Origin of the sequence: Cupriavidus sp. IDO, from assembly GCF_000812465.1 — a bacterium.
GTDB lineage: Bacteria > Pseudomonadota > Gammaproteobacteria > Burkholderiales > Burkholderiaceae > Cupriavidus.
Genome location: NZ_JWMA01000044.1, coordinates 272475 through 287221, shown reverse-complemented (window position 1 = coordinate 287221; position 14747 = coordinate 272475). Strand labels below are relative to the sequence as shown.

The window sequence follows — 14747 nt, the reverse complement described above, 5'->3', positions numbered from 1 at the left end:
AATGCTATTGACGTGGTTTAGTCACACAGGCAAGGTATGCTGCGGCGTTGGCGCAAGCGTGATTCCACGCGCCCCTGCCTGTCCGGCCAGTGCCCGGCCACCGGCATTTCCGGGCCTCGGCACGGCCGCGCGATCCGCCTTCCAAGCTGTTCAATTTGACGCCAACGCAAGGAAATCTTGAGCACCACCCTGTACGTCCGCCTGCCGCACCGGCCGCATGACCAGCCGCAACCGTGGCAGTTCGGCGCCTTGCCGTTTGCCCTGGTTCGAACGCCCGTTGCGGACAAGCGACGGCGCGCGGATGCCCGCGCTGCCCCGGAAGTGTTGCGCGAAGGCCACGCCCAGATCGCAGAACTGCCGCCCGCCGAGCGCCTGGTGTTGATCCTGGCCGCCAGCGACGTGCTGCTGACCACCGCCAGCGTGCCGCCGCTGGCGCCCGCGCGGCTGAAGCTCGCGCTGCCCAACCTGGTGGAAGATGCGCTGGCCACGGACGCCCAGCCTTGCCATATCGGCGTCGGCCCCGCGCTCGATGCCGAGACCGCCAGCGCCTCCCGCGGCCCGCGCCGCCGGCTGCTCATGGTGGCCGACCGAGCCTGGCTGCGCGCCGTGCTCGATGCCTTCGGCGAACACCGCCATCGCCGAAGGCAGGTCGTTGCCGCCCAGTTATGCCTGCCGCTGGCCGCGCCTGCCGGCGAAGACGGCGATGAAGCCGAGACCGCCAGCCAGCCCGCCACGCTGGTGGTGGAAGCCGCGGCCGCGGCGCTCGCCGACACCGCCGCGCTGCTCGACGCCACGCCGGCCGCCGCCGCGCCGCAGGCCAGTGCCCGCCAGTGGCAGCTCACCGTACGTACCGGGCAGTTCGAAGGCTACGGCCTGCTGCTTGGCGACGATGCCCTCGCCGCCTGGCAGGCCCTGGCACCCGAAGGCACCTGGTACGGCGACCGTGAAGCCGTGGCCGACGCGCCGGTGCCGGCGCTGCGCCAGGCCCGCTCGCCGGACTGGCGCATGTGGATCGAAGGCGCGCAGACCACCCTGCGCGATCCGGCTTTCGACCTCGCCCAGTTCGAATTCGCCCAGGGACGCGCCGACCGCTGGAACCTGCTGGCATGGCGCCTGCCGCTGGCGCTGGCCGCGGCAATCGTGCTGGTGCAGGTCCTCGGCATGAACATTCACTGGCTGATGCTGCGCAACGCGCAGCATCAGCTGGAAGCGGCGCAGGTACAGACCCTGCGCAGCGCTTTCCCGCAAATCCAGACGATTCTGGATGCGCCGCTGCAGATGCGCCGCCAGGTCGAACAATTGCGGCTGGCCAGCGGGCGCAGCACGCCCGACGACTTCCTGCCGCTGGCCGACCGCTTCGCCCAGGCCGCACGCCAGTTGCCGCCGGACGGCCTGCAGGCGCTGGAATATCGCGGCCGCGCCCTGGCCGTCACGCTCAAGCCCGGCACCGATACCGCCGCGCTGCGCGGTGCGGCCCGCCAGGCCGGACTGCAAATGGAAGAGGACCAGAGTCCCGCCGACGCCGGCCGGGGCGCAGCCGCACCCGCGGGTCCAGGCCCGGCCGGTTCGCGCTGGACCGTAAAGCCCGGACTGTGAGCATGAGCCCAATGAAAGACTCCGCCCGCGCCCAGCCGCCTCGCCACAACCAGCCGCCCGCCCGTGGCAACGGCCAGCCGGATCTGCGCGCGCGCCTGGCGCGCCTGCGTCCCCGTGTGCCGCAGGCATGGCAAGACCAGTTCAACGCCTTCTGGTCCGCACGCAATCCGCGCGAGCAGGCCATCCTTGCCAGCGGTGCCGCGGTGCTCGCGCTGGTGATCGGCTACTCCGTGCTGTGGGAGCCCGCCGCCGACGGCCGCGCGCGCCTGGCACGCAGCCTGCCGGTTCTGCGCGCCGACCTCGCTGAAATGGAAACGCTGGCGCAGGAAGCGCGCGGCCTGAACGCCAGTCCGGCGCCCGCCCTGCGCGGCGATGCACTGACGCAGGCGCTACAGGACAGCCTCGGCCAGCACGGCCTGAAGGCGACGCGGCTCGCAGCCGGCGCCGACAACAGCGTGCAGCTGCAGCTCGACAAGGTGCCGTTCGGCGCCGTCACCAGCTGGCTGCAGGACGTGCGCCAGCAGCAGCGCCTGAAGATCATCGATGCCCGCATCGTCTATGTCGGCGCGACCGCGCTGGTCAATGTGAGTGCGACCCTGCAGGGTCCGGGCGGCCGCAGTTGATGGTCAGGCTGGAATCCCTGCGCCTGCCGCGCCGCAAGCTCCGGCAAACGCCCGTCTGGCGGCGCGTCGGCTGGCTGGCGCTCGGCGTGCTGACGGCTGTCGTCATGGTGGCGGCAATGCTGCCCGCCGCGTGGATCGCCGACAGCGTGGCGGTGCATACGCAGCGCCGGGTCCTGCTGGCCGATGCCAGCGGCTCGCTGTGGCATGGCAGCGCCACCCTCGCGCTGTCGGCCGGCGCCGGCAGCCAGACCGCGACCGTATTGCCGGGCCGCCTGCAGTGGTCGGTGGCCTTCTGGCCGCTGCTGACTGGCACCGTGCGGATGGTGCTGACGCATTCCGAAGCCATGCCCGCGCCGGTCGGCCTATCCGTCACGCCCGCCGGCTGGAGCGCGCAGGCCGGCGCCATCCGCCTGCCTGCGGCACTGCTCGAGGGCGTCGGCGCGCCGTTCAACACGCTGCGCCCGGACGGCCTGATGCGGGTGGACTGGTCCGCGCTGCAAGGCAAGTTTGCCGGCGGGCTGATGTTTGGCCACCTGACGCTGCGCTTCGAACATGTGTCGTCCGCGGTCAGCCGCCTGCGGCCGCTGGGCAGCTATCGGGCCGAGATCGACTGGAACGGCGCCGATGGCACGCTGCAGCTGAGCACCATCGACGGGCCGCTGAAGCTGGAAGGCAGCGGCACGCTGGGACGGCGGGCGCGTTTCGACGGGACCGCCGACGCCGATCCCGAGGCCGCGACGCAACTGGTGAGCCTGCTGAGCTTGCTGGGACGACGAGAAAACAATGTGACAAGGCTGCGCTTCTGACGAGCCAGATCTGCCAGATCCAGAAGCCGCCCGGAACCGATGATGAAAACCCAAGCCACCCGACCTCTCTTCCAGACCGCCTGTGCCCGCGCCGTGGTGCTGTTGTGCGGGCTTTCGCTGCTGGCGCCTGCGCCGCTGTGGGCGCAGCAGCCGGCCGGCGCGCGCCCCGAGGCCCCGCCCGACATCACGCCCCGCAACCGCGACCAGGTGGTGCTGAACTTCGTCAACGCCGATCTCGAATCCGTGGTCAAGGCGGTCGGACAGGCCACCGGCAAGAATTTCGTCGTCGATCCGCGCGTCAAGGGCTCGGTCAACCTGGTGACCGAGCAGCCTGTCTCACGCGCACAGGCGCTTGAAACGCTGGGTTCGGTGCTGCGCATGCAGGGCTATGCGATGGTCGAGAGCAACGGCTTCACCAAGGTCGTGCCCGAGGCGGACGCCAAGCTGCAGGGCTCGCCCACCGTGATCGGCGGCGGCGGCGGGCGTGGCGACCAGGTGGTGACGCAGGTATTTCGCCTGAATTACGAATCGGCCAACAACCTGGTGCCGGTACTGCGGCCGATGATCGCGCCGAACAACACCATCACCGCCTACCCGGCCAACAACACGCTGGTCATCACCGACTACGCTGAAAACCTGCGGCGCATCGGCCGCATCATCGCCGCCATCGATGCGCCAGTATCGGGCGAAGTTGAACTGGTGCCGCTCAAGAACGCCGTTGCCAGCGACACCGCGCTGGTCCTGCAGAAGCTGCTCGACCCTGCCGCCGCCGGCCCCGGCGGCACTGGCGGTGCGGGCGTGGACGCCAGCCTGCGCACCAGCGTGGTGGCCGAGCCGCGCAGCAATTCGCTGATGATCCGCGCGTCGAGCCGGGCCCGCCTGCAGCAGGCCCGCCAGCTCATCGAGAAACTCGACCAGCCCTATGCACGCCCCGGCAACATCTGGGTCGTGCCGCTGAAGAACGCCGATGCGGTCAAGCTGGCGGCCACGCTGCGCGCGATCGTCGCGGCGGACAGCAGCTTCACCACCTCGACCCAGCCGGGCGCCGCCGGCGCGGCGGGCGGCGCTGGCGGACTCGGCAACGTGGCAACGCCGACAGGCGGCCAGTTCACCGGCGGCACCACCGGCACCCAGATGGGCGGGCGCACCGGCACCTCCGGCACCGGCGGCGGCGCCTACGGCAACTCGGCCTTCGCCGCGTCGTTCGGCACCAATACCCAGCCCACCACCGGCGGCATCATCCAGGCCGACCCCGCCACCAACTCCCTGATCATTACCGCCAGCGAGCCGGTCTACCGCAATCTGCGCGGGGTGATCGACGACCTCGACGCACGGCGCGCCCAGGTCTATATCGAGTCGATGATCGTGGAGGTCACTTCCACGCAGGCCACCGAACTCGGCATCCAGTGGCAAGGCCTGATCCGTTCGGACAGCGGCAACAACAACCTCTTTGCCGGCACCAACTTCGGCACCGGCGGCCAGAACATCCTCAACCTGTCGCTGGCCGCTGCCGCCTACAACGCCAACCACGCGGCCGGCATCACCGCCGCCACGCAACTGGTGCCGGACCTCGGCGGCCTGAACCTGGGCGTGGTCAACAAGGCTCTCGGCCTGGGCGCGCTGCTGCGCGCACTGGGCAGCAATGGCAGCGTCAACCTGCTGTCGACCCCGAACCTGATCACGCTGGAGAATGAAGAGGCCAAGATCCTGATCGGCCAGAACATCCCGATCACCACCGGCTCCTATGCGCAGACGGGGGCCGCGGCCACGGTGACGCCGTTCCAGACCTTCGACCGCAAGGACGTTGGCATCACGCTGCGCGTCAAGCCGCAGATCACCGACGGCGGGCTGGTGAAAATGCAGATCTTCCAGGAGTCGTCATCGGTGGTGCAGGCCACGGCCAACTTGATCCAGGGCCCGACCACCAATGTGCGCTCGATCGAGACCAATGTGCTGGTCGACGACGGCCAGATCATCGTGCTGGGCGGCCTGATCGAGGACTCCTACAACGACGGCGTGCAGAAGGTGCCGCTGCTGGGTGACATCCCCTGGATCGGCGGCCTGTTCCGCTCCGAGAACAAGAACCGCAGCAAGACCAACCTGCTGGTGTTCCTGCGTCCCTATGTGATGCGCACGACCGACGCGACCGACCGCCTGACGGCAGACCGCTACGGGTACATGCGCGCCCAACAACAGGGCTTTGTTTCGCCTAACATCATGGTGCGCGACGCCAATACGCCGATGCTGCCGCCGGCCGACGCGCCGAGCACACCGTTCGTCGATCCGCGCGGAACTGGCCCGGTGCCGGGACCGCTGCCCCTGCCGCAGACCATTCCGCAGCCGGCGCAGCCCCAGCCGATGCAACAGCCAGCACCGCAGCCGCTGTCGCAGCAAGGCGGCACCGCTACCGTGGCCGCCGGCCAGGGCACCGGTTCGGGCCGCGGCAACTGAGCCGGACCATGGCAAGCGAAGTCCAAACTGCACTCTCTGTGCCCGTCGCACCCGCAGCGGCGCCTGAAACCCTGGAGCCGCCATCGCCGATGGCGGCGCGCCTGGTTTCGTATGGCTTCGCGCGCGAGGCCCCGCTGCTGATCGCGCACCAGCGCCCCGACGGCCTCGAAGTCTGGGTCAGCCGCGCCACCTCCCCGGCCGCACTGGCCGAGGTGGCGCGCGTGCACGGCGCGCTGCGCCTGCGCGTGCTGGAGCCCGACGCGCTGGAACGTGCCATGTCCGACGCCTACAACCGCCAGGACGGCAGCGCCGCGCAGGTGGTGGGCGAGGTAGAAGGTGAAGTCGACCTCTCGCGCCTGATGCAGGACATTCCCGCCGTGGAAGACCTGCTCGAATCCGAGGACGACGCGCCGATCATCCGCATGATCAACGCCCTGCTCACGCAGGCCGCGCGCGAGGGCGCCTCGGATATCCATATCGAGCCGTTCGAATCGTCGTCGGTGGTGCGCTTCCGCGTGGACGGCACGCTGCGCGACGTGGTGCGGCCCAAGAAGGCGCTGCACGGCGCGCTGATCTCGCGCATCAAGATCATGGCGCAGCTCGATATTGCCGAGAAGCGCCTGCCGCAGGACGGCCGCATCACGCTGCGCGTGGGCGGGCGCCCGGTGGATGTGCGTGTCTCGACGCTGCCCACCGGCCACGGCGAGCGCGCGGTGCTGCGTCTGCTCGACAAGGAAGCCGGCCGGCTCGACTTGGCCAAGCTCGGCATGGCGCCCGGCACCCTGCGCGGCTTCGACCACCTGATCCGCCAGCCGCACGGCATCGTGCTGGTGACCGGGCCGACCGGCTCGGGCAAGACCACCACGCTGTACGCGGCACTGTCGCGGCTGGACTCGCGCACCACCAACATCATGACGGTCGAGGACCCGATCGAATACGACCTCGACGGCATCGGCCAGACCCAGGTCAACCCGCGCATCGACATGACCTTCGGCAAGGCCCTGCGCGCCATCCTGCGCCAGGACCCGGACGTGGTGATGATCGGCGAAATCCGCGACCTGGAAACCGCGCAGATCGCGGTGCAGGCCTCGCTTACCGGCCACCTGGTGCTGGCCACGCTGCACACCAACGACTCGGCATCGGCCGTGACGCGTCTGGTCGACATGGGGATCGAGCCGTTCCTGCTGTCGTCATCGCTGCTGGGGGTGCTCGCGCAGCGGCTGGTACGGCGCCTGTGCCCGCATTGCAAGCGCGAGGAAGTGATCGAAATCACGCCGGAAGACGCCGATGTCCTGCACGCGCAGGGCAAGCCGCTCCAGCATGTATGGCACCCGGTGGGCTGCGACAAGTGCGGCCAGTCGGGCTACCAGGGCCGCATGGGCGTGTATGAATTGCTGACCGTCGACGACGAGATCCGCACCATGATCCACCGCCAGTCGCCCGAGTCCGAGATCAAGCAGCTCGCGCTCGCGCACGGCATGCACACCATGCGCGGCGACGCGCAGCGCTGGATCGACAGCGGCGCCACCGCGCTGGAAGAAGTGCTGCGCGTGACGCGCGACTAAGCGGGAGCCGCAGACATGCCCGCCTTCCGCTACGAAGCCGCCGACGCCGCCGGCAAGACCGACCGCGGCGTGATCGAGGCCGACAGCCCGAGGCAGGCCCGCACGCAACTGCGCGCGCGCGGCCTGACTCCGCTGATCGTCGACCCGCTGGCCGGTGCCGGCATGGCGCCGCGCAGCGGCAGCCAGCTGTTCGTGCGCCGGCTCTCCACGCAGGAACAGGCGCTCTTCACCCGCCAGCTTGCCAGCCTGATCGTGGCCGGCCTGCCGCTGGACGAGGCGCTCGGCGCGCTGGCCGACCAGGCCGAGCGGCCCTACGTGCACGAATTGCTGGCAGGCATCCGCGCCGAGGTCATGGGCGGCAGCTCGCTCTCGGTGGCGCTGGCCCAGCATCCGCGCGACTTCCCGGACATCTACCGCGCGCTGGTCTCCGCCGGCGAGCACTCCGGCCACCTCGGACTGGTGCTGGAGCGGCTGGCCGGCTATATCGAATCGCGCAACACGCTGACCTCCAAGATCCGGCTGGCCTTCACCTACCCGGCCATCGTCACGGTAGTGGCGTTTGCCATCGTGATCTTCCTGCTGTCGTATGTGGTGCCGCAGGTGGTGAGCGTGTTCGCCAACACCAAGCAGAAGCTGCCGACGCTGACCATCATCATGCTGGCGCTGTCGGATTTCGTGCGGAACTGGTGGTGGGCGGCGCTGGCGGTGCTTGCGGTGATTGCGCTCATTATCCGCAGCCTGCTGCGGCAACCGGCGGTACGGCTCGAATGGCACCGCTGGCTGCTGACCGCGCCGTTGCTGGGCAAGTTGATCCGGGGCTACAACACCGCACGTTTCGCGGGGACGCTGGCGATCCTGGTTTCAGCCGGGGTGCCGATCCTGCGCAGCCTGCAGGCCGCCGGCGAGACGCTGACCAACGAGGCATTGCGGGCGAACGTGGAGGACGCCAACACGCGAGTGCGCGAAGGGGCGTCGCTCGCGCGCGCGCTGGCGGCCCAGAACCAGTTTCCGCCGGTGCTGGTGCACCTGATCCGCTCCGGCGAGGCCACCGGCAACCTGCCGGTGATGCTGGACCGGGCAGCGCAAGGGGAGGCGCAGGAACTGGAACGGCGCACACTGTTCCTGACCAGCCTGCTGGAGCCGCTGCTGATCCTGACGATGGGGGTGGTGGTGCTGCTGATCGTGCTGGCGGTGCTGATGCCGATCATCGAGATCAATCAGCTGGTGCGGTAAGCCCGGCGGGGCAGCAACATTGCCCCGCCAGCACTACCTCGTCATTCCGCCTTCTTGGCCGTACGCTTGCGCCCTGCCCCGGCCCGTGGCTTCCTGGCTGGCTTGGCTTCTTCCGCGCCGCCGGCTGCCGAGACCGGATCCGCTGTCTCCACCTGCGCGGTCAACACCGTGGCACCCGGCGCCGCAAACACCGACTGATCGATCGGCCACGGCGTCTCGCTCAATGCCACGTCCGGCCGCCGTGCCGCGCGCTTGCGGGCACCGGGCCTGGCCTTCGCCGCCGGCTCCGGCTCAACGACGCTCGCGTCGACCACTTCAGGCTCCGCGGCCACGACATCCGGTGCCTCGCGCACTGGCTCCGGCGCAGGTTCGGGTTCGCGCGCCGGCTCAGGCTCGATGACCTCCACAACCGGCGCCGGCACTTCAACCGGCGCAGCCACGGGCTGCTGCCCGCGCCGTGCGTCAGCCTGCTGAGGCTGACGGGCGGCAGGCTCCTGCCGCGCCTGAGGATTGCGGCCATCGCCTTCCGCGCCGCCCCTGGCGCGCTTCTTCAGCCGCACCCAGATCGTCTTGTTGTTGCCGCCATTGCGCGTCTCGACCTCGAACAGGCCGGTGGCGGCTACCAGCTCGGAGAGCTTGCCGTAGCCGTAGTTGCGCGAGTCGAACTCCGGCGCCTGCTTGGCGATGTGGTTGCCCATGCCGCCCAGCGTCAGCCAGCCGTCTTCGTCGGAGACAGCCTGCGCGGCGCTCTGCAGCAGGCGGACCAGGCGCGAATCCTGGCGCAGCTCGCCGGTGCTGCGCTTGCGGGCAGGCGTGGCGGTTTCGTCGGTCTCGGCATCGGCCTCGGCGCGCAGCACGTCGGAGTAGATGAACTTGTCGCAGGCGGTGACGAAGGGCTTGGGCGTCTTGCGTTCGCCGAAGCCGTAGACGGTCAGCCCCTGTTCGCGGATGCGGGAGGCCAGCCGCGTGAAGTCGCTGTCGCTCGAGACGATGCAGAAGCCGTCGAAGCGGCCGGTATAGAGCAGGTCCATCGCATCGATGATCATCGCGCTGTCGGTGGCGTTCTTGCCGACCGTGTAGCGGAACTGCTGGATCGGCTGGATCGAGTGCGACAGCAGGCGCTCCTTCCAGCTGGCGAGGTTGGGCTTGGTCCAGTCGCCGTAGATGCGCTTGACGGCGGCGACGCCGTACTTGGCGACTTCGGCCAGCAGGCCTTCGACGATGGCTGGCGCCGCATTGTCGGCGTCGATCAGTACGGCCAGGGTGGCTGTGCCCTGGCGGGGGGGATTGGTCATGTTCGGTCCTGCGGAGGATGGCCCCTGGCCGGTGCGGCCGGGAGCGGGTTGCACCGCGCCCGTTCCGGATACCGGTGATGCGGGCGCTGCATTTGCCTATGGATTGTGCAAGTGCGGTGCGACTTAGATGCAACGCAGTGTACACGCGAAGCCCTGTCCATACGGGAAATCACGGGCGCCTTGGGCACGCTTTGTGCTGCATTGCAAGGTACCGCCGTCCCGGCGGCGGTGCTACCATGCCGCGCAGAGACACGACCGCCCAATGCCTTCACAAGAGGCTGCGAAGCGGTTGCCCACAACTGTAGGTGTCGGTGATCCCGACAGCACGCCCATAGAGGAGCACCTATGAATGCCCCCCTGACCACTCCGGTCAGCGACGCCATCCGCCGCGCGCTCGAAAACGTTTCCCTCGAAGACAAATACACGCTGGAGCGTGGCCGCATTTATATCAGCGGCACGCAGGCGCTGGTACGCCTCCCCATGCTGCAGCAGGAACGCGACCGCGTTGCCGGCCTGAATACCGCCGGCTTTATCTCCGGCTACCGGGGCTCGCCGCTGGGCGCCCTGGACCTGTCGCTGTGGAAGGCCAAGAAGCATCTCGCCGCGCACAATATCGTGTTCCAGGCCGGCCTGAACGAGGACCTCGCCGCCACGTCGGTGTGGGGCTCGCAGCAGGTCAATATGTACCCGGACGCCAAGTTCGATGGCGTGTTCGGCATGTGGTACGGCAAGGGTCCTGGTGTGGACCGCACCGGCGACGTGTTCAAGCACGCCAACTCGGCCGGCTCCTCGAAACATGGCGGCGTGCTGGTGCTGGCGGGGGACGACCATTCGGCCAAGTCCTCGACGCTGGCGCACCAGTCGGAACATATCTTCAAGGCCTGCGGCCTGCCGGTACTGTACCCGTCGAACGTGCAGGAATACCTCGACTTCGGGCTGCACGGCTGGGCCATGAGCCGCTACTCGGGCCTGTGGGTGGCGATGAAGTGCGTGACCGACGTGGTGGAATCGTCGGCCTCGGTCGAACTCGATCCGCACCGCGTGCAGATCGTGCTGCCGGACGACTTCATCCTGCCGCCGGGCGGGCTCAATATCCGCTGGCCGGACCCGCCGCTGGAGCAGGAAGCGCGCCTGCTCGACTACAAGTGGTACGCGGGCCTGGCCTATGTGCGTGCCAACAAGATCGACCGCATCGAGATCGATTCGCCGCACGCGCGCTTCGGCATCATGACCGGCGGCAAGGCCTACCTCGACACGCGCCAGGCGCTGGCCGACCTGGGCCTGGACGATGCTACCTGCGCACAGATCGGCATCCGCCTGTACAAGGTCGGCTGCGTGTGGCCGCTGGAAGCGCATGGCGCGCGCGCCTTCGCCGAGGGCCTGCAGGAAATCCTGGTGGTCGAAGAGAAGCGCCAGATCATGGAGTACGCGCTCAAGGAAGAGCTGTACAACTGGCGTGACGACGTGCGCCCCAAGGTCTACGGCAAGTTCGACGAGAAGGACAACGCGGGCGGCGAATGGTCGATCCCGCAAAGCAACTGGCTGCTGCCCGCGCACTATGAGCTGTCGCCGGCGATCATCGCCAAGGCCATCGCCACGCGGCTGGACAAGTTCGAGCTGCCGGTCGACGTGCGCGCGCGCATCGCCGCGCGCCTGGCCATCATCGAGGCCAAGGAAAAGGCGCTGGCTACCCCGCGCGTGATCGGGCAGGAAAAGGCGGAGCGCAAGCCGTGGTTCTGCTCGGGCTGCCCGCACAACACTTCGACCAATGTGCCCGAAGGCTCGCGCGCGCTGGCCGGCATCGGCTGCCACTACATGACGGTGTGGATGGACCGTAATACCAGCACCTTCAGCCAGATGGGCGGCGAAGGCGTGGCGTGGATCGGCCAGGCGCCGTTCGCGGGCGACAAGCATGTGTTCGCCAACCTGGGCGACGGCACGTACTTCCACTCGGGGTTGCTGGCGATCCGCGCCTCGATCGCGGCGAACGTCAACATCACCTACAAGATCCTCTACAACGATGCGGTGGCGATGACCGGCGGCCAGCCGGTGGACGGCCAGTTGTCGGTGCGGGACATCGCCTGGCAGGTGCACAGCGAAGGCGCGAAGAAGATCGTCATCGTCAGCGACCAGCCGGAGAAGTACAACGCGGCGATCAAGCTGCCCGAGGGCATCGCGATCCATCACCGCGACCAGCTTGATAACGTCCAGCGCGAACTGCGCGAGGTCCCGGGCTGCACCATCCTGATCTACGACCAGACCTGCGCCACCGAAAAGCGCCGCCGCCGCAAGCGCGGCACGATGGAAGATCCGCAGCGCCGCGCCTTTATCAACGACGCGGTGTGCGAAGGCTGCGGCGATTGCTCGGTGAAATCCAACTGCCTGTCGGTCGAACCGCTGGAAACCGAGTTCGGCACCAAGCGCCAGATCAACCAGTCGTCGTGCAACAAGGACTTCTCGTGCGTGAACGGCTTCTGCCCGAGCTTTGTCACGGCCGAAGGCGCGCAGGTGCGCAAGCCCGAGCAGCATGGCGTGTCGATGGACAGCCTGCCCGCGCTGCCTGAGCCGGTCCTGCCGGCGATCACGCGCGCCTACGGCGTGCTGGTCACGGGCGTCGGCGGCACCGGCGTGGTCACCATCGGCGGCCTGCTGGGCATGGCCGCGCACCTGGAAAACAAGGGCGTGACCGTGCTCGACATGGCGGGCCTGGCGCAGAAGGGCGGCGCGGTGCTGTCGCACGTGCAGATCGCCGCGCGTCCGGACGACCTGCATGCGACGCGCATCGCGATGGGCGAGGCGGACCTGGTAATCGGCTGCGATGCCATCGTGTCGGCCACCGACGAAGTCATCTCCAGGACGCAGACGGGCCGCACCCGCGCCGTGGTCAATACCGCGCAGACGCCGACGGCGGATTTCATCAAGAACCCGAAGTGGCAGTTCCCGGGCCTGTCGGCGGAGCAGGACGTGCGCACCGCCGTGGGCGAGAAGTGCGAGTTCATCAACGCCACCGGCCTGGCCGTGGCGCTGCTCGGCGACGCGATCTACACCAACCCGCTGGTGCTGGGCTACGCCTGGCAGAAGGGCTGGATCCCGCTGACGCTGCAGGCGCTGGAGCGCGCCATCGAGCTGAACGGCGTCGCAGTGGAGAAGAACAAGGCCGCGTTCGACTGGGGCCGCCACATGGCGCACGACCCCGAGCACGTGCTGTCGCTGACCGGCAAGCTCAAGAGCACGGCCGAAGGCGCTGACGTAGTCAAGCTGCCGACCTCGACAGGTGCGATGCTGGAAAAACTGATCGCCCGCCGCGTGGATCACCTGACCGCGTACCAGGATGCCGCCTATGCCCGCACCTACGGCGAAGCCATCGACCGCGTGCGCGCGGCCGAGAGCGCGCTGGCGGGCAGCGGCAAGCCGCTGCCGCTGACCGAGGCCGCCGCGCGCAACCTCGCAAAGCTGATGGCGTACAAGGACGAGTACGAAGTGGCGCGGCTCTACACGGACCCCGTCTTCCTCGACAAGCTGCGCGCGCAGTTCGAAGGCGAGCCTGGCCGCGACTACCAGCTCAACTTCTGGCTGGCGCCGCCGACGACCTCGAAGCGCGACGACAAGGGGCACCTGGTCAAGCGCAAGTTCGGGCCGTCGACGATGAAGCTGTTCCGTGTGCTGGCGAAGATGAAGGGCCTGCGCGGCGGCATGTTCGATATCTTCGGCAAGACCGAAGAACGCCGCACCGAGCGCGCGCTGATCGGCGAGTATCGGGCGCTGCTGGATGAGCTGGTGTCGGGCCTGAGCCTGGCCAACTATGACACTGCGGTATCGCTGGCGAACCTGCCGGACGATATCCGCGGCTTTGGCCATGTGAAGGAAAACAACCTCAAGGCCGTGCGCGGGCGCTGGGCGAAGCTGCTGGAGCAGTTCCGGCATCCGGAAACCGCACAGCGCGCGGCCTGACCGGCAGCCGGTAGGTACTGCAATGCCCTCGCTTCGCAAGGAGCGAGGGCATTTTGCATTCAGGGCTGCGCGAGCGCCTTCTCCCCGGGCTTCACATACATCGAGTTGCGCGGGTGCGAGAGCACGCGCCGCACCATCGGCTCGAAGAACGACATTGGCAGCGTGTCGTAGTCCGTCATGAACGCCGCGGCGTCGTACTTGCGGCAGAACTCGGCGGTGCGCTCGAACAACTCCGGCTGGTTCCGGTACTGCTCGCGCAGGTTGCGGTCCAGGCCGAGGTGGTGGAAGAAGTAGTAGCCCTGGAAGACACCGTGCTTTTCCACCATCCACAGGTTCTCGGCGCTGACGAAGGGCTTGAGGATGGCGGCGGCGATATCGGGATGGTTGTAGCTGCCCAGCGTGTCGCCGATGTCGTGCAGCAGCGCGCAGACCACGTACTCTTCATCCCGCCCGTCGCGGTGCGCCAGCGTGGCGGTCTGCAGTGAGTGCGTCAGGCGATCCACCGGGAAGCCGCCGCAGTCGCCCTCGAGCAGCCGCAGGTGCGCCAGCACGCGCTCGGGCAGGGCCTTCGCGAAAGGCATGAACTCCGCGGAAATGGCCGCCCAGTCTTCGCGGGTGCCGTGCTCCATGTGACTGAAAGTGGCGTGTGCCTGTGCGTGGGTTTCGCTCATGCTGGTCTCCTTGGCGGCGGGGATTGCCATTGTCATGAAATGCGTTACGGAGATTGTGTCACCGGCACGCCCGCTACACTGTCAAAAAGCTAACAATGTGCCGGCATACTGCAGTGCACCAGAACCCCATGCTGATCCGTCCATTCCGTCCTGAAGACGAAGCCCAGATCGTTGCACTGTGGCAGGCATGCGGCCTGACGCGGCCGTGGAACGATCCGCACCGTGACATCGCACGCAAGCTGACCGAGCAGCCCGAGTTGTTCCTGGTTGGCGAAGTCTCCGGGCAGCCGGTGGCCTCCGCCATGGTGGGGTTCGACGGACATCGCGGCTGGGTCTACTATCTGGCGGTGCATCCGGCACTGCAGGGCAAGGGCTACGGGCGCATGCTGATGGCGCACGCCGAGCAGTTGCTGATCGAGCGCGGCTGCCCGAAGGTCAACCTGCTGGTGCGTGCCGGCAATCGCGCCGTGATCGATTTCTACGACAAGCTCGGCTATGCGCCCGACGAGGTCGTCAGCCTTGGCAAGCGGCTGATTGCAGACACCTAACCCCGGCA

Annotated in this window: 10 protein-coding genes; 8 read left to right on the top strand and 2 right to left on the bottom strand. The window is 68.3% G+C overall.

Going from position 1 to position 14747, the window contains the following annotated elements:
* The first annotated feature begins 177 nt into the window (after positions 1-177).
* From gspL to gspF, 6 genes are read left to right on the top strand one after another with little or no spacing between them, the layout of a single operon-like run.
* A complete protein-coding gene (gene gspL, locus RM96_RS15720; protein WP_039011830.1) occupies positions 178-1596 on the top strand; it encodes a type II secretion system protein GspL in 1419 nt (472 codons plus the stop codon).
* Between the two features lie 2 nt (positions 1597-1598).
* The gene (locus RM96_RS15715; RefSeq protein WP_039011828.1) at positions 1599-2219 is read left to right on the top strand and encodes a type II secretion system protein M; all 621 of its coding nucleotides are present in this window, start codon (positions 1599-1601) and stop codon (positions 2217-2219) included.
* The gene (locus tag RM96_RS15710; RefSeq protein WP_039011827.1) at positions 2219-3025 is read left to right on the top strand and encodes a type II secretion system protein N; all 807 of its coding nucleotides are present in this window, start codon (positions 2219-2221) and stop codon (positions 3023-3025) included. The genes RM96_RS15715 and RM96_RS15710 overlap by 1 nt, the downstream gene beginning before the upstream one ends.
* Before the next feature lie 42 nt (positions 3026-3067).
* A complete protein-coding gene (gene gspD, locus RM96_RS15705; RefSeq protein ID WP_052279526.1) occupies positions 3068-5476 on the top strand; it encodes a type II secretion system secretin GspD in 2409 nt (802 codons plus the stop codon).
* Positions 5477-5484: 8 nt separating this feature from the next.
* Positions 5485-7041: a type II secretion system ATPase GspE gene (gspE, locus tag RM96_RS15700; protein WP_082016559.1), complete on the top strand. Its 1557-nt coding sequence runs from the start codon at positions 5485-5487 to the stop codon at positions 7039-7041.
* Between the two features lie 15 nt (positions 7042-7056).
* Positions 7057-8274, top strand: coding sequence for a type II secretion system inner membrane protein GspF (gene gspF, locus RM96_RS15695; protein WP_039011826.1), 1218 nt, complete (start codon positions 7057-7059; stop codon positions 8272-8274).
* A gap of 41 nt (positions 8275-8315) precedes the next feature.
* On the opposite strand, the gene RM96_RS15690 is transcribed toward gspF, so the two are convergent.
* A complete protein-coding gene (locus RM96_RS15690) occupies positions 8316-9569 on the bottom strand; it encodes an NYN domain-containing protein (protein WP_039011824.1) in 1254 nt (417 codons plus the stop codon).
* Between the two features lie 345 nt (positions 9570-9914).
* On the opposite strand from RM96_RS15690, the gene RM96_RS15685 reads away from it, so the two are divergent.
* A complete protein-coding gene (locus RM96_RS15685; RefSeq protein WP_039011823.1) occupies positions 9915-13520 on the top strand; it encodes an indolepyruvate ferredoxin oxidoreductase family protein in 3606 nt (1201 codons plus the stop codon).
* Between the two features lie 59 nt (positions 13521-13579).
* Here RM96_RS15685 and RM96_RS15680 read toward each other — a convergent pair whose 3' ends face one another.
* Positions 13580-14191: an HD domain-containing protein gene (locus RM96_RS15680; RefSeq protein WP_039011822.1), complete on the bottom strand. Its 612-nt coding sequence runs from the start codon at positions 14189-14191 to the stop codon at positions 13580-13582.
* 128 nt (positions 14192-14319) lie between these two features.
* Here RM96_RS15680 and RM96_RS15675 point away from each other — a divergent pair, with 128 nt between their 5' ends.
* The gene (locus RM96_RS15675) at positions 14320-14739 is read left to right on the top strand and encodes a GNAT family acetyltransferase (RefSeq protein WP_039011820.1); all 420 of its coding nucleotides are present in this window, start codon (positions 14320-14322) and stop codon (positions 14737-14739) included.
* The last annotated feature ends 8 nt before the right edge of the window (positions 14740-14747 follow it).

Coding starts and splice junctions, on each gene's coding strand:
- RM96_RS15715 (WP_039011828.1), top strand. CDS start 1,599: ATGAGCCCAATGAAAGACTCCGCCCGCGCCCAGCCGCCTCGCCACAAC.
- RM96_RS15710 (WP_039011827.1), top strand. CDS start 2,219: ATGGTCAGGCTGGAATCCCTGCGCCTGCCGCGCCGCAAGCTCCGGCAA.
- gspD (WP_052279526.1), top strand. CDS start 3,068: ATGAAAACCCAAGCCACCCGACCTCTCTTCCAGACCGCCTGTGCCCGC.
- gspE (WP_082016559.1), top strand. CDS start 5,485: ATGGCAAGCGAAGTCCAAACTGCACTCTCTGTGCCCGTCGCACCCGCA.
- gspF (WP_039011826.1), top strand. CDS start 7,057: ATGCCCGCCTTCCGCTACGAAGCCGCCGACGCCGCCGGCAAGACCGAC.
- RM96_RS15690 (WP_039011824.1), bottom strand. CDS start 9,569: ATGACCAATCCCCCCCGCCAGGGCACAGCCACCCTGGCCGTACTGATC.
- RM96_RS15685 (WP_039011823.1), top strand. CDS start 9,915: ATGAATGCCCCCCTGACCACTCCGGTCAGCGACGCCATCCGCCGCGCG.
- RM96_RS15680 (WP_039011822.1), bottom strand. CDS start 14,191: ATGAGCGAAACCCACGCACAGGCACACGCCACTTTCAGTCACATGGAG.
- RM96_RS15675 (WP_039011820.1), top strand. CDS start 14,320: ATGCTGATCCGTCCATTCCGTCCTGAAGACGAAGCCCAGATCGTTGCA.